Genomic DNA, 18687 nt, shown 5'->3' on the forward strand with positions numbered 1-18687 from the left:
TACGGCTTGTAATTACTTAAATCGGCAACCCTACCGACAACCCTAAAGTAATTACACAAAAAATGGCAAAAGACTTATTATTTGACTGCTCATATTCAGAAATATGGGTACATCCAGAAAACTGGAAAACTTTAACTTCCAAGAAATCACTTGAACTAGATTGGCGTGTAGAATGCAAATTCTACGATCCAATATTTAAAGAGAAGTATCCAAAAGGATTCCCATTCAGAAAAAAACTAAACCGTTTCAAGTCATTGGAACAGCGAAAAGCCGTTATTCAAGCATGGCTAAAAGATATTCCTGTACTATTTGAAAAAGAAGGATATAATCCAATCACTAAAAAATATATGATTCCTAAGCTGAAACCAGTTCAAGGAACTTTATACCCGGAATTAAATTTCATTGAAGCTTTGGAAATTAATTACCCTAAATTAATGGTTTCAGAAGGCGTAAAAAAAGAGTGTCGTAGAATAATAGCAAAAATAAAGAAGTCGGCAGCGGAACAAAGAATTGAGGTTCCTATATGCGGAATTCATAGTGGACACATTAGAGATTTACTAGACCCTTTGGATTTGACAAATAATGAATACAATAAATATCTAACTCATTTATCAATTGTGATTTCTGATTTGGTGGAAAAAAGAATGGTTTTTCATAATCCAATTAAAGATATTCGAAAAAAGAAAACCATTAAAAAAATCCGTGAAACGCTAGAAGTGGATGAGCTGAATAAAATATTCAAAATTCTAAAAGCTAATTACTACACTTTCTACAGATACGGAATGATCTTCTTTCATTCCGGTGCCAGAAGTGCTGAATTGTTTCGAGTTCAGAAAAAACATGTGAATCTAGCTAAGCAAGAATATAAAATAACTATATTGAAAGGAAGTGTTAGCAAGGAAGTAATTAAGGTTATTTTGCCAAACGCTTTGCCGTTTTGGACTGAAATAATAAACGAATGCACTAGTGAAGATGATTTTTTGTTTACAAGAGGTTTAAAACCGTCATTAGTTCCTACTCAATCATCCCAAATTACCAAACGATGGAAACGATTAGTGAAAGATAAATTTGATGTAACGGCTGATTTTTATTCTTTAAAACATTTGTTCCTGGATGAACTAGACAAAGCTTCAGATGCTGCTATGAATTTATCTAAAGGAATGGCAGATCATACTACAAAAGTTACTGAAACGGTTTACTTAGTTGGAAGGGAGACGCGAAAAAACGAAGCTTTGAAAAAGATCAACTTTCAATTTTTAAATCTATAAATTTGCATATATGACAATTATCGACTTTATAATTTCAATTGCTGGACTAGCTTTGGTTCTGCGATTGATTTGGGAAAAGTTCAAAAGCAATCCGAGTGACAAGTATCACAATAACAGCTGGAGGAATAGAAAAAGTACCTAACATTCTTTAGTGCTGGCTACTGTGTTATACATAGTTGCCAGCAAGCTGTTTTTAAAGTAGTTTTTCAGCTTCTTTTTTAATAAACTCCACCAAATCAGAATAGTTCTTTTCGTTGAAAGTATGACCTTTGGCATTGTCATTTTTCTTATTCCTGAATGTGGCATAAGTCACGCCCATCGCTTCAGCTGCTTTGCTTCCAGTCATTCCAAAATCTTCAAGTATTTTCAATACCTTTTCTTTTACTTGAGAAACGTCCATAAAAATATAATTAAAATTAATATTCCGAAAATAACATCATAAATCGATAATTCAAACTCAAATTTGTAATCGATCTCTTTTTCGTAAAAGCTCCTAAAGAACTTTATAATTGCTTTTATCATAATATTTTGTATTTTTACAAAGTGAAAGCAGGGAGAGGATCTCTCCCCTCCCACCACTTTAAGTTAATAAACTTAGAAACTTTTTAAAGCTGGCTGAAATTCTGAGGAGGATTTTCCAGCTTTTTTTTGTTTTACTAAAGTGGATTTTCACTTTAAAATTCATAATGTAAATGAATTTGGTTAAACAATCTAGGTAGCTATCTCTTAACTACACTACAAATACACGTTACATTTTTGTAACGTACAAGCGTTTAAGTTTATTGATAATTATTCTAAATAATAACTTTTGCCACTAAAGAATTTAAAAACACTTTTTGATGCTAATGGTTAGCGAGGTTCAGATATATAATTTTAAAGGAAATATGTAACTTTTGATATATAATTTTTGAATTAACATGTATAAAAAAAAGCAGCTCATTACTGAACTGCTTTTTAAAATTAAAACAAACTATTTTAAATTTATTCCGCTTTGGTAAAGTCAAGATAATACTCTTTTCCTTCTTCAAAAAAATTAACCGCTTCGGTTTCGTAGCTGATATTTAAATGCACACTTCCTGATGGAGTATATTTTGAAAAGGATTTGTTTTCATCACTTCCATTGATAACTGGCGTGAATGAAATTGATTTGTTTTCGTATTGCGGATTGTCTTGAACCCCATTACAAACGAATTTTGCTCTTACTTGTAACATATTTTTTTATTTAATATTTTCCTACTCTCTAGATTTTCGGATACCTCTATGTTTTTATTCTAAACTATACCCACCAAATTCCAGCGATCCAACTCGCTATTTTTGTTTTGTTTCTCCAAACCAGTACTATGATTCCAAAAGGGATCAATAACCAAAGCCAGTTCCAAATACTGTACTCCTCCCGTTCTACTTTTATTTCTTCATTGGCTTTTTTTGAATTGGTTTTTGTCTCGGATTCCGATAATTCCGATAATTCCGATTTACGGAATTCTTCGGAATTTCTGGAATTATCGGTTTTAGTATTGTTTTCCTGCTCAGTTTCCTTTATCAGGATTTCAGCATTGTTTAGCTTGTGTTTTTTACCGTCGGGCGTGGTGACACTCGCTTCTCTGGTGGGGTCTACTGGCTTGTACGACGTTTCCTTTGTCTTGGTTTTATTCTTGTCATCTACAGCCGTTTTTTCGACAACTTTAACCGTCGCTTCTTCATTTTTTTTGATATTGGAAGTATTGGAGTTTTCCGTTTTCAAAGCTTTGGAACTTCTGGATTTCTCCGATTTTCTGGCACCACAGGAATTCATGGCCAGTCCCACAACTATTGCGAAAACCCACAATAAAACATGATTTACTTTTTGATTTTTCATAAATATAATTTTTCGGCATTAGCCAGTTTGACATCGTATTTCAATTTCCAGTAATGCGCACCGTTGTAATAATATGCCACTACTTTCCAATTTCCAGCAATTAAAGCTTTGAACATTTTTTTATTAGACTTTATAAATAATAAAGACAATCTTAACTGATTATATTCTGATTCTTTGGCATAATCCCACATTTCGCCAACGGATTTAAATCCGAGTAGCTTCCAATGAAATCCCATGACTTGCATAAGACCAATTGAGGTTGCTTCCATAGCTGCATTCGGATCTTTTTCAAAAGCATCGTTAAACGCTTTCCATTCCAGTTCTTGTCTTTCTACACCGTTTACAGACCATTTTCCAGATGGAGAATAAGGGGATTGCCTCTTAAACCAAACAGGCTCAAACTGAATAATTATTTTACCAGTTTTAGAATCAAAACCAATTCCTCCGCTTTCTACTTCTTTTATGGCTTGTATTCTAGAAGTAGGAATTCCAAACTCCTTTGACAGAGTTTGGATTTCTTTTAATGTTATTTTTTTCATTTAATATTATGTATTTTTCCTGCTTCTAAAGCTCTTTGACCAGCCATATCTACTTTTAATTGGTTTAAACTTTCTGAAATTTTATCCAACTTAAAATCGACTTTAGTAAAACCAGCCTTTTTGTCTTCGTCTGCTTTTTCTAGCGTGGTGATTCTTTGATTATATTCTGTTTGAGTCGACTTGATGTTAATATAGCCTCCGATAACAGTAAGTAAAACAGCCACCAAGGCTATAATATTTGAAGTAGATAATTTTAACTTTTGTTCGTTTTCTATGGTTTCCATATCTTTTATTTAATAAATAAATTTACTTCCTAGCCTTCATACTAAATTTCATAAATAGCAAAGCAAGTTCGTTATTAGTAGCACCAATTATCAAGGCACCAAAAGCGGTAGGCTCCATTTTTAGTGTTTCATTTGAAAACCTTAAAAAAATAAAAGTGATTAAAAACCCAACTAATAAATTGATTAAGTTGTCTTGTATCAAGAAGCCCCAACGCCATTTATCCGGAGTTTCTTCGCTTGACTTATATTTTACTTTTGCACGTATCAAAATAGCTGTAGCGGCGCCAATAAAAGCCAAAACGAACCAAGCGGCATAAGTGGGTAAATCTGTAGTACCTAAGAGTTGAGTTAAAAATTGTGACATCGTTTTATTTTTTAGTAATTATTATATTATTGAAAAGTATACTGGCTCACAATATTTGAAAATCCTGACAAATTACCAGCTGCATCATAAGCTCTTACTTTGTACCAATAGGTAGTATTAGGCACGACAGACAAGTCCGAATAAGTATTTGTTAATGAAGTGTTTATAAAAATAAATCCGCTGGTGCTGCTTACGGTGCTTCTGTGAATTTCATAACCCGTAACCCCTACATTATCTGTAGAAGCAAACCAGTCCAGATATACATTTGTAGGAGAGATCAAAGACGGGCTTAAATTTGACGGTGTACTTGGCGCAGCAGTGTCCGCTGCTGCACAACCAGCTAAGGAGGTCAAGCTTCCAGAATTATTAATAGTCAATAATTCATTTCCTGACGGAAAATAATACGTATATCCTCCAGCTGGAAAGGTCGTGGTCAAGGCAGTATTTGAGTAAAACGTCATGGGCATGGTGATGCCACTTTGACTGCTGTAAACCGTTTGTACGGCTCCTGAATTATCAGAACAAGTAGCCGAAACTCCTTCGCCAAAACCTAAATTCAATGTATACGTATAATACACCACCGCACTCACCCACGCACTTTTTGGCACTAATTGATTGCTGGCATACGCACTCATAGAAGAGGCATTAAGATTGTATTTAGCGAGTGCCTCTGTTTTAGTCATACATTGGGTAGACGTGACATGGGATTGTCCGCTGTTTAAAGCAAAACCCAAGGATTGCGCCTGTGTATAAGAAACCATTTGGTTTGAAGCCTGCCCAAATGATAATACGGTGAATAATAGTATTAGGTACTTTATCATCTTTTCTCTAATTGTTTAATTCTTTTTTCTAAATCTTGGATTTTTGCTACCAAAACTTCTATATAGTTTACTGACAACATTCCTTTTTCATCCTTTTGAACTTGATCAGGAAATTCTTTTTTAACCTCTTGTGCTATGTAACCAATATGAGTTTTTGTGTCTCTATTATCTTTCCATTTGAAATAAGCTACTTCACCATCTCGTTTTAGGATTTTTTTTAGTCTGCGGTCTGAGGATTGATAAAAGGCGGTGGCCGTTACACTACCTAAGGCTGATAAATTTCCAGTGCCAGCAATTGTAAGCAATAGTTTTGGAGAAGCGTTATCAACTCCTCCATAAAATTTATGAGAATCTGCAGCAGCTGCTTGATTAGCCATATATTCTATACCTCCATTAGTGCTAGTCCCTATTCCATAAGAAACCCCTCCCTGACTATATAATCTGTAAGCCGTACCAGCACCAACCGCACCTATAAGTCCTGAATTTAGTATGTTTGAAATTATGCTACCACTGAATACTGTATTACCATCCCCGCCAACTGTAACTCTTTTAACACCATTTGTCCAAATCCCATAAGGGTTATTACCATATACATAAGCATTAAGGTCTAAAGAACTACCACCATTAATTGAGCTAGTTGGAGATATTAAACTTGTGGCTATTCCTGCATTTAAAATTTGAATATGGCCATTATTAACTTGTAAACTCCCACTTAATGTTCCACCTGTCAAAGGCAAATAAGCAGTAGAAGTATAAGCATTAGAACCTAAGCCTAGAAAAGTTTTAACCGCGCTTGCGCTATTTTTTCTAAGTACTCCATTACCATCAGTAGTTACAAAGTCACTTATTAGAGTTGCATCCAGAAATGCTTTAGTCATATTAAAATAACCAGCATACACCATAGAGGTTCCATCATTACTTCTACGAACTATCGTATTATCAACTGCCAATACATCTGGATTAAAACCTAGTGTTGTTTTTGCTTCTGCAATAGAAGTATACCCATAAGTTCCACCATCAGCACTACCCATAAAATATAACGGAGAAGAAGTAGGAGTGGCATTATTATAAGCTAAACCTCTCCATAATGTAGCGTTTGCAGCTGTTCCGGATGAAGATAACTTACCATTCAATTGTGTTTGCGTGCTGCTTGTAACGTCGTTAAACGTGTTTTGATTGGCTGTTTGAAACTTTCTAGTTGTTTCTGTTATCTGGTCAGCATTGTAGTCGCCCGTTTGAGCAGTAACCGCTCCATTGCGCCCAAAAACAGTGGTCACTGCACTGGTCGGAGTAAGTAATTCTTGCCAATCAGATAGAACGGCTGGATTAGTTCCTTTTAAAATAAAAGTTTTATTTAAATCAGTCCTAACCGCCACGTCACCTGTTTCGGCAATAACAGCTAGCATTGCAGCTTGTGAAGAGGTTATAAATGTGTCTGATATAGTGATATCTGGCAGTTGTGAGGAAATAAGTTTACCATTACTTCCCAGTCCTGCGTAGCCATTAGCGAGGTTTTTATTTGCTGAGTTTTCAGCGGTATATCCCAGCGCTGATTGTTTCCCGTTCCAAGTGGCTTTTTCGGCATCTGTTACAAATCTATTGCTCGCATCCTGAGTAATGATACTTGGCGGGTGATTTGCTGGATGTGTATAGTTTGCCAATGTAGTAAGGCGTGTGATCTCAGCATCGGAAAGCAAGCTTTTCCCAGTTACTTTATCGACTTTTCCCGCTAAATCAGTGACCAATCCAGCCACCTTTAATTGCGAAATAGAGCTAATCCCTATAACCGGTGCGGTTGTTCCATTAGCTACAGTTACGCCATCGGTTCCGGTAATACTTGTAACCGTTCCGTTTTTGTCCAGTTTCCAGTGGTATTCCTTAGTAATAGAGTCTTGTACTACCTTACGTGTAGCATCATTGTTTTTAGTAGCTCCTAATACTCTTATCTTATTTGGTAAAATTGTTTGACCAAAAGAAATGGTCGAAACTAAAAGCAATAGCAATAATGTTATTTTTTTCATGGTATTTAATTATAATTAATCAATTAATATTGGTAATAATGGAAGGAAATTATCTGAATCAAATAATGAACCTCCCAACCATTTTGCTTCTGCAAATCGTTGAGTTCCGTCATTTGACCAACCGCAAAAAACATCTCCTATTTCATAATTTTCTAAGTCTGAATTATTCAATCCCTTTTGAACGAATTTGAAAATGTTAGCTGGTGCTAAACTATCTTCTAAATCTTCGAGCAGCGCAATAGTTCCAGACTTATCTTGAAAAGTTTGTTGGGAATTTCTTGTTAGTGTTGGGAATTTTAAACCGAGTGTAGATGTGCCAGAGAAGAAATTAAATAAATCTTGAAAAACTTTTATTCCTTTACTTCTGGAAGTATTTTCTACAGAAAAATAACCATCATCATCAACTATCTCTATTGGATTGTCGGTTTGATTTCCGTTATCTGTAGTTCCTTTTAAATCTATGTCAGCAGCTGGATTGTCTATTTGGTTAATCCTATCAATGATGTCATCAGCATCTCCTTCGAAAGTGCCTATTTTTAAAAAAGATTCTAATTTATTGGGGATTTTTTCAATCCTTTTTGTCACGGGATTAAAAACTAAAACATGATTTCCTGTTGCCGTTAAAGGTAGATTATCAAGGTTTTCACCTTTTTTAGAGAGTAAAATAAACCCTTCTATAACTCCAAGTCTTTCCTCTATAGTTGGCATAATTAAAATTTTTATAAAATTAATTCTTATGAAAACTATTGTTTTGGAAAATACCTTTGTTTAGTGGAAAATGACTATTTTTGTTATATGGGATTTATACTCTTTCTTTTTGTTGTTTTAGTAGGTGGTGGATGGCTTGTAGGTAAATCCATTGGAGAATTATTGTTTCCTGATAAGGAAGGTAAAAATACCTTTATAGATAAATCAGTTCACCATCACCATCATCACCATGAACACCGTAATATTTCTATTATTGATGATGCTACAAAAAAGAAGATTTTTGAATTAAAAGATAAAAATTGATGGATATTCAAGAAAAAGTTAATAAAGTTCAAAATTTATTTAATCAACAAAAAAATATTTTGTCTGAATTAAATATTGAAAATTATATAGATTCAGCAATTAAGATAAGACAGTTAGAGTTTCAAAAAGAATTGATAAAATCTATTCCTGTTTCAAAAATAAATACCACATTACTAAGCAAAACCCGATAAAATTAATTATCGGGTTTTTTGATTTTTAAAAACTAAGGAATAATAAAACTTAAATTATTGTCATTTCCAATAATTAAACCATCAACATCTTCTAATGGATGTTGATTTAACAAACTTCTAAAATTGTTACTTCTATCAAGGTATGGTTTATTAGATAGAATTATTTTTACTTTAAAGTCGTAAAGATTAGAATTTAATAATTTTTCAATCGTTGGTTTAGATTCAGCAACATAAGATCTAGTGTCAACAAACAAACTACTTAATGAAAATGCACTTGTTGACTTTATGGCCATCGCTGTTGGCAATGGGCTTAATTCCATTTCGTAGCTTTCGAAATTTGTAGCATTTAATAAAATAGTGTCATTGTCTGTTTTATGAACTTCATTTTCACCTTCAGGAGAATACTTTAATTCGGTTTCACATTCCAACCTCATCATGTGTTGAATTCCCCAACCGTAATTTATTTGATTGTTTTTATCATTCTCATAAATAACATGATGTGTATTTTCATGAACTTCTTTTAACGAAATCCTTTCGCTGCAATAGTTTACTTCTTGAAAAATAGCATCAGTTGCTTTTATTTTTATCTGATACTTTCCTTTTGGAAACAATGAAAAATCAATATCAAATTCAAAAATATCATAGTCAAATTTATTGTAAACAGATTTTACTTTTGTCGTTGTTTCTATTAGGTTTGAATAACTTGTGAATGTCTGAACGGCATAAATAGCTTGATCTTCTAACCAAATTATTTTATCAATTGAAACTTCTCCAAAACCATCAACTTCTATATTTTTACTTGGTGTTATCCAATCAGGTAAAAATTGATACAAATTATAAGATTCAATGAAAGCATTAGTTCCATATTCCAAGATACTTCCAACACCAAAATAAACAGCCAGAAAACCATCAACGCTTATTTTTTTTGCCGTTCTGTAATCTAAAATATTTAAATTGTCCGTGCGTTGTTTTGGCAGCACATTTACATTACTACCATCACATCCGGTTATAGTTATTTCGTGATTTGAAAAACTAGACTTGAATTGATTTCTAACTGCATCGTTAAATTGGTAGAGTTGGAAAAAATCTTTTTTATTAATTCCGTTTTCTTGAAAACTTAAAGTATTTCCAACTGTTTTAGGCTTATAAATTCCCCATTCAACAACTTCAGCCATGCGAATTGAATTGATTGGCGAATAAAAAAAGTAAGGTTTGATTTCGTTTAACATAATTTAATTAATTTGATGCTTCTATAATTTTCCATTTACCTGCTCCATCTGGCTTAACGCTCATAATCCACCCGTATCTTATTTTAGGATCATCATTCATAGTGAATTGAACTTTGCAATAAAAATTAGGTATATCAATTCCGTTAAATCTTGAATGTCCTCTTAAAAGTCTGGATATTTCAGTATTTATAATATGCTCTCCTTCAATATAAAAAGGCTCAAATATTCTATTTCCTAAATTTGAATTTAAAACACTTCCATTCTCACCTACTTGACTTGCTATGTCGGTGGGTTGCGTTACCATTCCGCTGTTTGATGTTGAGCTTCCAAAAGCTAAATATTTATTTTGATACTGTTTTAAAGGAGCAGACAACATTACTCCATGTCTCCTTAAATTATTAGCTGGAGATAGTCTTAAATTTTTAGCAGTATTAGGGCTAAAAATACCTGTTGGCGGTACAGCTAAATCATCTTTCCAAGTTCTTTCTTTTATTGATCCTAATGAAAGCTTGCAATCTTTTATAAAAATATCTTTGTCTAAATCTCTGTCTAAAGTTGGATAGTCCTTTTTTTGATACTGCCTTTGTTTTTCTTCAGCATAAACTCCAGCTATGTATTTTGAAATTGCTGTGTATGGATTTTTCAATGCAGTAATATTCGATACCCAATTTGACTTTCCATTTGGTTCATCTAATCCTTGAATATCTTCAACAGTACCTCCCTTTTCATATCCAGCTTCAACACTAGAATATATAAAATCTTCAGCTGTGTATCTTTTTGCTTTTGTTAATGGAAATGGCAGTACCAAAACTATATTTTGATTAAAAAAATAACTGAACTTCTCAGCAACAACTTGCTCAATTCCGTTAATTGTCTGAAAACCTATATGAATATTAAAAATTGCTTTCAAGGTTTCGGAATAGTCTTTAAATGATGTTGTATAAGCTTTGTATTTATTTACTATTTCCGGAGTTGTTTCCGTGGCTGGTTGCGGTAATGGATGCCTGTCAAAACCTCTTAACCAATGTCCACAATAAGTGGATATATAAGCCCAGTCTCCATCTTTTCTATATCCTAATTCTTTTCTTCCTAAAACATTTGATTTAAAAATACCACTTTTGCCAGTTATCAATAATGAAAGTCTTTCACCTAATTCGTGCATTAAAAGCATTTTTGTTTCAGTACCTGGAGAAGAGCTGCTTTCTGATATAGTCATTTTAGGCTCATTTATAACTATATCTTCAAACTTAACCTCTAAGTGTGCGCTATGTCCGTTTTTCCCATCCATCAATTGACAAAACTGTAAAGAAGCACTTTCGCCTTGTTTTAAATCTAAAACATAATTTAATTGTTTAGTTATGATATTACCATTAAAGGATCTTATATTATCTGTGTACCAAATATCAATTGGTCTACTATAATTATACGATGCTCCATCTTTATATATAGCAATTCTTAACCAATATTTTGACCAATGGACATCATCATAATTTATCACATTCACTTTGAAAGAAATATCTAAATTGATTTCTAAATTCCTTTGTGTATTAGAATTAGCAAAAAACATAAGTTCGTTAGTGCCTTGAGCGCTTCTATCGTGTGAATTATCACCTATTGTTGTATTTGGATATGGAGATTGTGCATTGTCATGTGACTTAGAAAAAATATTTAAAGGAACATTGACCGTACATCCTCTAGTTTGTCCATTGGTTTGATTGTATAAATAAGCGTTATTGTCTGTTTTTAAAACGTTATAAATTGTTTTTAAAAATATCTCTCTACCTTCATTTGTAATTTTTTTAGTAACTAATTCTGGTATTGCAATTTCGTCCAATGTTTTGATACTTTCAATTTCTATGCTTTCGCTTTCCCTTGATTTAAAAATTTTATCAATGCCTCCAGAGTTAATTCTTATTGACAAAACACCATCTTCATTTTCGTAAACCATGATATCTAAAGTTCCAAAGTAAAGTTCAATCCACTCATCAGTATTTGGATCTTTCCCTTCTTTCTTTATGGTAATTGTTTCATTTACTCCATAGTTAAAAATTATATCTTCAATATAATCTAATCCATCATTTACAAACTTTAAATCACTTGAAAAGTTTGCAACTACTCCTATATTTTTAATAGTGCGAGTAAATTCTTCATTTGAATTTTCATAACCAATAGGATCTGTAATTACCAATGGCGGTTTATGCACAGAATATAATGTGTGCCTAATGTTGTCAAAATAAGATCCGTTAGGTAGTGCCATAATCAGTTTCTGTCTAAGTTTCTAATCCTCCAAAGTGGATAATTCAAATCCACTTTATTATTATTCGTTGTGTGAAAGTTCACTCTTTGTTTTCTGAAACCATTTGATATAGCTTCTTCAATTGCTTTTTCATCAATTTTATTGGAAGCATTTAAAAAAGCTTGTTCCGCTTGAAAAGATTTCAGTTTATTATTGTCGATATCTACACTAGCCAAAATAGAAGCTCGCATTAGCTTTTTATAATCATCAACTGACTTGTAAATCTTATCTTTTTTCTTCATCATAATTGGAACATTTCGCCCTTTAATCACTTGTGCTTTTCCGTCACGCTCCCAAACCTCATCACGTCCACCGTCATTAGTCAACGCCAATCCTTCATGCGTTCCAGATAAATGTCCATCCTTGAATTTAGGAATAGGTTTTGAAGCAATTATACCAATTTGAGCCAATCCCATAGCTCCTGCAACAATTGACATAGCTAGCCCAAGCGGTAAAAACGGAACTGTTGCAAGTGCTGCCGTAACTGCTAATGCTGTGTTAATTCCAGCTTGAACGATAGCTGCAGCTTTTTCTGCTTTAGCTGCTTTCGTTTTTTCTTTGGCAATTTTTTTATTTAATTCATCTTCTTTTAATTTTTGTTCTTCACGAATTAAATCTTGCTGTATTTTGTCTCCTTCAGCTCGTTCAAAAGCATTATCGTAATATTCGTTAGAAGCTTCTTTTTGTCTTTCTAACTCTTCAATATTGGCTTGATGAACAGCGCCTATAATATCACTTGTAACTTGTGCGGCTGCTCCTATTCCTTGTAAAATATCGGCTGTGGTTATTCCGGTTTCATCTAAGCCATCAGTTAGTTTTTTTATACCTCCCTCAAAAACATTAAAGAAATCATTTAATCCAGAAGAATCAATATCTAAAGCTCCTGCTAATCCATCAATTAAACCTTGAAAAGCTTTTTTTCTTATTTCTTCTAAAGCTTCAATATTCTTTTTTTGCTCCTCAAACTCTTTTTTGCTGTCTTCGATAATCTGATCAGTAGAAACATTGGAGTAAGCAATTTCTAAAACAGATAATTGTTTTGCTAGTTCAGCTTGTTGTTCTACACTATGCGTTTTATCTGCTTGAAGTGCCTTAATCTCATCTATTTGAACTTGAATTCTTAATAAAGCATATTTCTTTTTAATTTCATATACTGCTTTTTCGTAAGCTTCAATGTCTTTTGGAGTTCTAGCCGAACTACTTAAAGTATCTTGAGCGCCTTTTATTTCTTGGTTTTCGGCATCTTGTTTTTTTTGTTCAGCATCTTTCACCAGTTTCAATTCGGCTTCAAATTGCTCTTTAAGAAGCTCTAATCCATTAGCCTGTCTTATTTTTTGAATTGCATATAAATCTTGACTATATTTCTCATCAATAGTTTTTAATTTATCAACGTTTTGTTCTTTTCCATTAACAATTACGCTATTGTCTTTTATTTCTTTAGCCTTTGTTAAATCAAGTAAACTTATTTTTGCATTAGTATAATTGATGTTGGCGATTTGTTTTTCTAAAAGCGTGCTTTTTTCATCATCAAGAATATCTTTATTGTCGTTTATTTCTCTTTCAATTAATGATTTTTGGTAATTATAAGCATCCTCAGCTAATTGTTTTAATCGGTCTTTAAGTGCTTTTTCGTCTTTTTCTCTTTCTTTATTGGCTTTTTCTCTGGCTTTTGCTTGTTCTTTAGTTTCTTCTGTAACTGTATTGTTTGTTTTTACTGTATTTTCTGTAGTTTTGTTAAGCGAACTAAGAGCCGCATCAGCTGCCTGAACTCTTCCTTTTTCAACTCCCAAAGCTAAATTTATAGAATCCATACTTTTACGAGCTTCTTTAAGTTTTGAAGTGTTAAATAAATTCCCAAAAGAAATCTTATCGTATTTTTTAATATCTGCGGATGCTTTTTTAAGCTCATCATTCAAACTGCTTATTTCCCATTGCGCTGCTAGTTTATTTTGTTCTGCAATTGCCTTTTTTCTTTCAGGATCTAATCCTTCATAAATTTTACTATCAGCCGAAAAAGAGATGCCAGCTTGTTTAGCTCTTAAATCTTCGTATGTAGAATTGAACTCAATAAGTTTTTTTAGACTTTGTGTTATTATATCTAAAAAAACTACAAAAGCACTAGACAATGTACCTTTACCGTTTTCTATACTTAAAATTAATTCTTCGTAAGTAGAATCTAATGTCTTTATTTTAGCATCAACAGATTCTAATTGTTGAGTCACCAAATCCTCCAATGCGCCTCCATTATCTCTAATAGCTTGTGCGTTTTTTTCGATTATACCCGTGTTAGCAGCTAAAATAATACCTACTTTAGCACCTTCGGCTCCTAGTAATCCATTAGCTATTTTTAATAATTCCGTTTCTTTTATTCCTTTTGATTGAGCCTCATTAATTTGATTTAAAGCATCATTTAAGGTCAGTCCACTCTTAGATAGTTTTTGAATTCCAGTAGCTAATAACCTTCCTGAACTTTCTGCTTTCAATCCGTTATCCGCTAATATTCCGACAACGGCACCGGTATAAGCCAAATCTTTGTTTAGTAATCTTGAAATTGGAGCTATATACTGAAATGAATCCCGCATCTTTATAAAGTCTAAAGATGTAGAGTTGGCAATAGAAGCAATAGTATCAGCATATTTACCTGCTTCATCATCACTAGCTCCAAAAGCATTTAGCATTTGGATTAAAAACTCCCCTGCTTCTGCTCCAGTTGTATTAAGCCCTATCGATAGATCATCTACTGGCTTTAAAAGCTTTTCTATTTGCTCTGGAGACTTTCCTAAAGTTGCGAGCGTTTCAGCTAACTCTGCAATTTCTCTTGAAGTTTTAATAGAAGCTCCTGCAACGCTTATAATTCTTGTTTCCAACGGAGCTAATTCGCTTCTAGTAGTTCTCAATACACCTGCTAAATTCTGCATTGATTTATCGAACTCACGAACTCGATTAAAAGCATCTTTAACAACAGTGGCAAATAAAACAGCTCCACCAACAACTCCCATAGCTGATGCCATCGAACGTGCAGCCGCTCCAGCAGATTTCATTGCGCTTCCGTAATTCCCTACGTTTCTCTGAAATTGCCCAGCGTTAGCATCTACTTCTTTTAATTTAGTATCTAACTTTGTAATTTCAGAAGCCAGCGTTTTAGCTTCTTTGCTTGAAACGCCTTGTATTAGGGCAACGTCTTTATACTTTGCCCTTAATAGAGTTAATCTAAGGGATTGTTTTTCGTATTCTGTAGATAATGCAGAAGAAAGTAAAGCAGCCTCTCTAGCTCCTTTATTTAATTGCTGAATTTCATATTTCTCTTGAGCTGTTAGAGTTATTTTCTTCTTAGTTTCAGCTTCTTGTTTTCTGTCTAAATCAAGTTTCTTATTCGCAATAATAAGATTCTCTTTTTCTGTTCTTGATTTTTCAGTTTCTACTTTTTGCAGATTAATTAAAGCCTGATTTTCTGCTGCATAAGCTTTAGCTGCTAATAAAGAAACCTGCTCTTCTTGTTTTTTTGTTGCTAAAAACTCTTTTGAATTTCCAACCTTAGAAAACTCCTTTGAAATTTTAGTATAATCTAACGAAGCTCTTTTTATTTGTTCAATTGAAGTAATCCAATTCTTTTCAAATTGTTCAATTGCTTTATTGGCAGGATCAAGCGACTTACCAAATTTTTGACCAATTTGATAAACCTCATTTTCAATAATGTCATTTTCGATTATTTTATTTCCCTTTGCCACTTGCTTTTATTTTAGATTCTGTAATTTTTAAGATACCGTCTAGTTGTGTTTTTGTAATTGTATTGGTATCGATATAGCCAACTCCAGCAATTACACCCGCAGATAAAACCATTTCATCAAATGGAATGTTTTTTTTGTTTTGGTTCTCTTTTGGCAGCTTCAATCTTAATTTATCGATGGTGTCATTAATACCATCGCTTTGCAATAAAATACGGTCCAAATCTTCTTTGGTTTCGTATTTGTAACCGTGAGATTTAAGTAAGTCTCTCAATTCCACATCATCTTTAATCTTTAAATAATATACTGCGTGCTTGATGCTTTCTAGTTTTGCTAAAAGAGATTCTATTTTAGAATAAGTTTTTATTCTTTTGTTTTGTTCTGAATTCAAAACCTCATCTTCTGCTTGAATTTCTTCCCATATCACCTCTAGCTCATTGATAGGAGTTGATTCGTCAGATAACAGCGAGACATCTCCATTACCCATGATTTTATAGAAAATTTTTGCTGGAATAGTATCTAATGATTTAAAGATCATATCAGTTTTGTTTTGTAGTAGTTTAAAAGAAATGGTGAAAGTCTTTCGTCAATCACCATTTTTAAATCATTGTCTTGAAGTCCGAAAATATCATCTGTAAGTAAGTTTTTCAAAACCTCTTTTTTCTTTGGATCAGTTGTGTCAAAAAGAATAGAGTTGCTTTGAACTTTAGCGAAAATTCCATCTAAAAACTTGCCTGTTTCAGTTAAATCGAAAGGCTCTCCAGTTTTTTTTCTACCATTGGTTATCAACTCCGTTGCTGGAGAATAAAACCCAATTGGTTTTCCTGTAACATCTTCGCTATCTTGATTCAAAGTAGCTACATTATATGCAACTAATTCCTGTTCAATTGATCGAATGAACTTAAATAATTCACTCCTTACTTGGTTCGGCTTTATGCTTTTCGCCTTTGTCTGAACTGTCAAGAAATTTGCCATTGTGCTTGATTAAGTCATTGTGAACTTTCTTCAACTCTTTTGCTCTTTCTAAGTGTGGAATTTCATTGAAAATATGATTTGAGCCAAAATCTTTTTCAAATTCCGCAAAGGACTTGTTATAATCCTTTGCGAAAACAATCCCTTTATAAGTGAATTTCATTATACTATTCCGCTAATTGTGAGAGCAACCGGAGCTTCGTAATTAGCTTCCTCTTTTGCAACTACTCCAGCAGTTGAAAGAATGAATCCGTTAGCGAATGCAGTACCCACTAACTCATAAACACCATTAGAATCTGGAGCCGTAAGAGTTACCGATTGAACTGCTCCAGCAGCATTTTTTAATACAAAGTCTCCATCTTCTAAAGATTTTATAAGTCTTCCAGAACAACCGGACAAAGCTTTGAATTTAATTGACGTTGCCGTTGGGATTCCAACGATTTCAAACTCAATATCAAAAATACCTTCCAAGTCCGCAAACTTGTTTTCTGTTTTGATAATGCTATACGTGTCTTTTGAGAATTTTAAACTCAAAGGTACGCTTGCATCATTTTCAAGACTTGTTCTGGTTCTCAATCCTACTATTGTACTTGTCAATTTTCGACCAAACACTTTTCCAGCTTCGTCAATATCACAAGTCATCTCTTCATCATCTGCATCGGTGATTTCAAAAATTCTTGTGTAATCTGAATCTTGATAAGTTTTCAAACCAGCATAAGTACACATAGAAGCATCAAGACCGTATTTACTACCCGCAACTCCTTGTTTAGAAATAATTGTTTTTCTTCTTTTCTCAACGGTTGTAGCTTCTGTATTCTCATCTTCCACAGTTTCAAATTCTGGAAGAGGTACAATGCTTTTTGCAGCAATAGCCGCTTTTACTTTTACTGGGTCTTTTGCATCTGCAACAGAATCAAACGAAAAATCGTTTTTTGCTAAGAATCCTGTTAATACAGCCCCCTCAATACATTGTTTTTTACCTCCTAAATTCTTAGGTTGTGAAGCTGCATCTGTTCCGCAAACTTCATTAATTAAATCTGCCATAATTTTTAGTTTAGCATTCGTTACTATTATATTTTAATTCAAAAGAGTATTTTACAAAATGATAAGGCTGTAAATCTTTTAACTTAGTTTCAAAACCTTTCAAAGCTTCGATTCCTTTAGTTATTTCGAATTCAGTTCTTTTCAAATAGCGGTGTAAAATCTCTAAAATTTCAATTCTAATTTCTTCATCTGGTCGATGAACAACATTTGGTTTAATTTTCTGAACATCCAGCAAAAAGATAATATCTACATCAGTGACTAGATTTTTACCCTCTGTTTTTGTAGTTTCATTATCAACAAAAAAAACTTTTCCGTTAGTCAATGGATTGATAAATAAAACATCCTTGTAGTCGTTTTTTTTGTAGAATACAATTGGTTTTTTATCTTTCAATTCCGCACGTCCCAATACCTCCAAATTATACCCTGTTAGATTTTCGTGTAGATAAGACTGAATACCTTGTATTTTCTTATCTATTCCTACGGGATTTACTTTTAATACTATCATCTTGCGGTGACTACTTTCATAGATTTATTTCTGATAAACAAAACCTTTCTGATGCGATTTATTTCCCTGCGATACCTGTCTGAAAAACTTTGTGTGTAAACTCCGTTAACCGAGTCTTTCAATCCATTAAGATCAATAAACCATCGTTTAAGATTATCATCTGTTACAGTTTCTGTTAAATTAATTCGAGTGGAATTCATCACATCAAACATTACATTGTTAGAGTTTTTCAAAATGATAGCGTAATCAAATAACCCTACATATCCATCAATCCAATAATCCAAAATGTCTTTTTGATCGCTGAAAACATCATGAAGCATTTGTAAAATCGCTTTTTGCTTTATGTATTCCAATTTGCTTTCAAAATCAGCGTTTGAAATATCTACATCAAACAGCGTTTCATAAACTATTTCAATCCTTACTGATGGATGTTCTTCTTGCAAAAAACGTCCGCTTTCTGGAGTTTTATAAGTTATGAACTCAAATCTCGTGTCGAGTGATTTATCCCACTCGACACGGTTTTTGATTTTATTATATGCTTCTAAATGATTCATACTTTATT

Annotated in this window: 21 protein-coding genes; 3 read left to right on the forward strand and 18 right to left on the reverse strand. The window is 33.1% G+C overall.

The annotated features are described in order from the left end of the window. Window positions 1–62 precede the first annotated feature (62 nt). Window positions 63–1268 carry a tyrosine-type recombinase/integrase gene (locus E0H99_RS06930; protein ID WP_131992925.1) on the forward strand — a complete coding sequence of 402 codons (1206 nt, stop codon included), beginning with the start codon at window positions 63–65 and terminating at the stop codon, window positions 1266–1268. Window positions 1269–1461: 193 nt separating this feature from the next. On the opposite strand, the gene E0H99_RS06935 is transcribed toward E0H99_RS06930, so the two are convergent. From E0H99_RS06935 to E0H99_RS06975, 9 genes are all read right to left on the reverse strand, one after another. Further along, entirely contained in the window at window positions 1462–1668 is a 207-nt protein-coding gene (locus E0H99_RS06935) for a hypothetical protein (protein WP_131992928.1), read from the reverse strand. A gap of 581 nt (window positions 1669–2249) precedes the next feature. Then, entirely contained in the window at window positions 2250–2480 is a 231-nt protein-coding gene (locus E0H99_RS06940; RefSeq protein ID WP_131992931.1) for a hypothetical protein, read from the reverse strand. A gap of 64 nt (window positions 2481–2544) precedes the next feature. Then, entirely contained in the window at window positions 2545–3123 is a 579-nt protein-coding gene (locus tag E0H99_RS06945; protein WP_131992934.1) for a hypothetical protein, read from the reverse strand. Then, window positions 3120–3662, reverse strand: a complete 543-nt coding sequence (locus tag E0H99_RS06950) for an N-acetylmuramidase domain-containing protein (protein ID WP_131992937.1) — start codon at window positions 3660–3662, stop codon at window positions 3120–3122. The genes E0H99_RS06945 and E0H99_RS06950 overlap by 4 nt, the downstream gene beginning before the upstream one ends. Continuing rightward, entirely contained in the window at window positions 3659–3946 is a 288-nt protein-coding gene (locus tag E0H99_RS06955; RefSeq protein ID WP_131992940.1) for a hypothetical protein, read from the reverse strand. Before E0H99_RS06955 ends, E0H99_RS06950 begins: the two co-directional genes overlap by 4 nt. Window positions 3947–3968: 22 nt before the next feature. Beyond that, complete coding sequence (locus E0H99_RS06960) at window positions 3969–4310, reverse strand: hypothetical protein (RefSeq protein ID WP_131992943.1); 342 nt, start codon at window positions 4308–4310, stop codon at window positions 3969–3971. Between the two features lie 26 nt (window positions 4311–4336). Then, a complete protein-coding gene (locus E0H99_RS06965; RefSeq protein ID WP_131992946.1) occupies window positions 4337–5131 on the reverse strand; it encodes a fibronectin type III domain-containing protein in 795 nt (264 codons plus the stop codon). Further along, the gene (locus E0H99_RS17295; protein WP_205728672.1) at window positions 5128–7152 is read right to left on the reverse strand and encodes a tail fiber domain-containing protein; all 2025 of its coding nucleotides are present in this window, start codon (window positions 7150–7152) and stop codon (window positions 5128–5130) included. Before E0H99_RS17295 ends, E0H99_RS06965 begins: the two co-directional genes overlap by 4 nt. Window positions 7153–7167: 15 nt before the next feature. Next, entirely contained in the window at window positions 7168–7860 is a 693-nt protein-coding gene (locus E0H99_RS06975; RefSeq protein WP_131992949.1) for a hypothetical protein, read from the reverse strand. A gap of 87 nt (window positions 7861–7947) precedes the next feature. Here E0H99_RS06975 and E0H99_RS06980 point away from each other — a divergent pair, with 87 nt between their 5' ends. Together E0H99_RS06980 and E0H99_RS06985 are read left to right on the forward strand one after the other, a co-directional pair. Beyond that, window positions 7948–8163 carry a hypothetical protein gene (locus E0H99_RS06980; protein WP_131992952.1) on the forward strand — a complete coding sequence of 72 codons (216 nt, stop codon included), beginning with the start codon at window positions 7948–7950 and terminating at the stop codon, window positions 8161–8163. Continuing rightward, entirely contained in the window at window positions 8163–8354 is a 192-nt protein-coding gene (locus E0H99_RS06985; protein ID WP_131992955.1) for a hypothetical protein, read from the forward strand. Before E0H99_RS06980 ends, E0H99_RS06985 begins: the two co-directional genes overlap by 1 nt. 32 nt (window positions 8355–8386) lie before the next feature. On the opposite strand, the gene E0H99_RS06990 is transcribed toward E0H99_RS06985, so the two are convergent. The 9 genes from E0H99_RS06990 to E0H99_RS07030 are packed head-to-tail and all read right to left on the reverse strand — an operon-like array spanning window position 8387 to window position 18679. After that, window positions 8387–9583 carry a hypothetical protein gene (locus E0H99_RS06990; protein WP_131992958.1) on the reverse strand — a complete coding sequence of 399 codons (1197 nt, stop codon included), beginning with the start codon at window positions 9581–9583 and terminating at the stop codon, window positions 8387–8389. Window positions 9584–9590: 7 nt separating this feature from the next. Then, a complete protein-coding gene (locus E0H99_RS06995) occupies window positions 9591–11840 on the reverse strand; it encodes a hypothetical protein (protein ID WP_131992961.1) in 2250 nt (749 codons plus the stop codon). 2 nt (window positions 11841–11842) lie between these two features. Then, complete coding sequence (locus E0H99_RS07000; RefSeq protein ID WP_131992964.1) at window positions 11843–15607, reverse strand: phage tail tape measure protein; 3765 nt, start codon at window positions 15605–15607, stop codon at window positions 11843–11845. Beyond that, window positions 15591–16142, reverse strand: a complete 552-nt coding sequence (locus E0H99_RS07005; RefSeq protein ID WP_131992967.1) for a hypothetical protein — start codon at window positions 16140–16142, stop codon at window positions 15591–15593. The genes E0H99_RS07000 and E0H99_RS07005 overlap by 17 nt, the downstream gene beginning before the upstream one ends. Then, window positions 16139–16456: a hypothetical protein gene (locus tag E0H99_RS07010; RefSeq protein ID WP_131992970.1), complete on the reverse strand. Its 318-nt coding sequence runs from the start codon at window positions 16454–16456 to the stop codon at window positions 16139–16141. The genes E0H99_RS07005 and E0H99_RS07010 overlap by 4 nt, the downstream gene beginning before the upstream one ends. 58 nt (window positions 16457–16514) lie before the next feature. Continuing rightward, window positions 16515–16739 (reverse strand): hypothetical protein, encoded by a 225-nt coding sequence (locus tag E0H99_RS07015; protein ID WP_131992973.1) that lies wholly within the window; start codon window positions 16737–16739, stop codon window positions 16515–16517. After that, a complete protein-coding gene (locus E0H99_RS07020; protein ID WP_131992976.1) occupies window positions 16739–17620 on the reverse strand; it encodes a hypothetical protein in 882 nt (293 codons plus the stop codon). Before E0H99_RS07020 ends, E0H99_RS07015 begins: the two co-directional genes overlap by 1 nt. 10 nt (window positions 17621–17630) lie before the next feature. Beyond that, window positions 17631–18125, reverse strand: coding sequence for a hypothetical protein (locus E0H99_RS07025; protein WP_131992979.1), 495 nt, complete (start codon window positions 18123–18125; stop codon window positions 17631–17633). Continuing rightward, window positions 18122–18679, reverse strand: coding sequence for a hypothetical protein (locus E0H99_RS07030; RefSeq protein ID WP_131992982.1), 558 nt, complete (start codon window positions 18677–18679; stop codon window positions 18122–18124). The genes E0H99_RS07025 and E0H99_RS07030 overlap by 4 nt, the downstream gene beginning before the upstream one ends. Between the last annotated feature and the right edge of the window lie 8 nt (window positions 18680–18687).

Origin of the sequence: Flavobacterium sp. GT3P67 (genome assembly GCF_004349155.1) — a bacterium.
GTDB lineage: Bacteria > Bacteroidota > Bacteroidia > Flavobacteriales > Flavobacteriaceae > Flavobacterium > Flavobacterium ranwuense.

Coding starts and splice junctions, on each gene's coding strand:
- E0H99_RS06955 (WP_131992940.1), bottom strand. CDS start 3,946: ATGGAAACCATAGAAAACGAACAAAAGTTAAAATTATCTACTTCAAAT.
- E0H99_RS06960 (WP_131992943.1), bottom strand. CDS start 4,310: ATGTCACAATTTTTAACTCAACTCTTAGGTACTACAGATTTACCCACT.
- E0H99_RS07015 (WP_131992973.1), bottom strand. CDS start 16,739: ATGAAATTCACTTATAAAGGGATTGTTTTCGCAAAGGATTATAACAAG.
- E0H99_RS06945 (WP_131992934.1), bottom strand. CDS start 3,123: ATGAAAAATCAAAAAGTAAATCATGTTTTATTGTGGGTTTTCGCAATA.
- E0H99_RS06930 (WP_131992925.1), top strand. CDS start 63: ATGGCAAAAGACTTATTATTTGACTGCTCATATTCAGAAATATGGGTA.
- E0H99_RS07005 (WP_131992967.1), bottom strand. CDS start 16,142: ATGATCTTTAAATCATTAGATACTATTCCAGCAAAAATTTTCTATAAA.
- E0H99_RS07030 (WP_131992982.1), bottom strand. CDS start 18,679: ATGAATCATTTAGAAGCATATAATAAAATCAAAAACCGTGTCGAGTGG.
- E0H99_RS06980 (WP_131992952.1), top strand. CDS start 7,948: ATGGGATTTATACTCTTTCTTTTTGTTGTTTTAGTAGGTGGTGGATGG.
- E0H99_RS06940 (WP_131992931.1), bottom strand. CDS start 2,480: ATGTTACAAGTAAGAGCAAAATTCGTTTGTAATGGGGTTCAAGACAAT.
- E0H99_RS06950 (WP_131992937.1), bottom strand. CDS start 3,662: ATGAAAAAAATAACATTAAAAGAAATCCAAACTCTGTCAAAGGAGTTT.
- E0H99_RS06995 (WP_131992961.1), bottom strand. CDS start 11,840: ATGGCACTACCTAACGGATCTTATTTTGACAACATTAGGCACACATTA.
- E0H99_RS06935 (WP_131992928.1), bottom strand. CDS start 1,668: ATGGACGTTTCTCAAGTAAAAGAAAAGGTATTGAAAATACTTGAAGAT.
- E0H99_RS06965 (WP_131992946.1), bottom strand. CDS start 5,131: ATGATAAAGTACCTAATACTATTATTCACCGTATTATCATTTGGGCAG.
- E0H99_RS06975 (WP_131992949.1), bottom strand. CDS start 7,860: ATGCCAACTATAGAGGAAAGACTTGGAGTTATAGAAGGGTTTATTTTA.
- E0H99_RS06990 (WP_131992958.1), bottom strand. CDS start 9,583: ATGTTAAACGAAATCAAACCTTACTTTTTTTATTCGCCAATCAATTCA.
- E0H99_RS06985 (WP_131992955.1), top strand. CDS start 8,163: ATGGATATTCAAGAAAAAGTTAATAAAGTTCAAAATTTATTTAATCAA.
- E0H99_RS07025 (WP_131992979.1), bottom strand. CDS start 18,125: ATGATAGTATTAAAAGTAAATCCCGTAGGAATAGATAAGAAAATACAA.
- E0H99_RS17295 (WP_205728672.1), bottom strand. CDS start 7,152: ATGAAAAAAATAACATTATTGCTATTGCTTTTAGTTTCGACCATTTCT.
- E0H99_RS07020 (WP_131992976.1), bottom strand. CDS start 17,620: ATGGCAGATTTAATTAATGAAGTTTGCGGAACAGATGCAGCTTCACAA.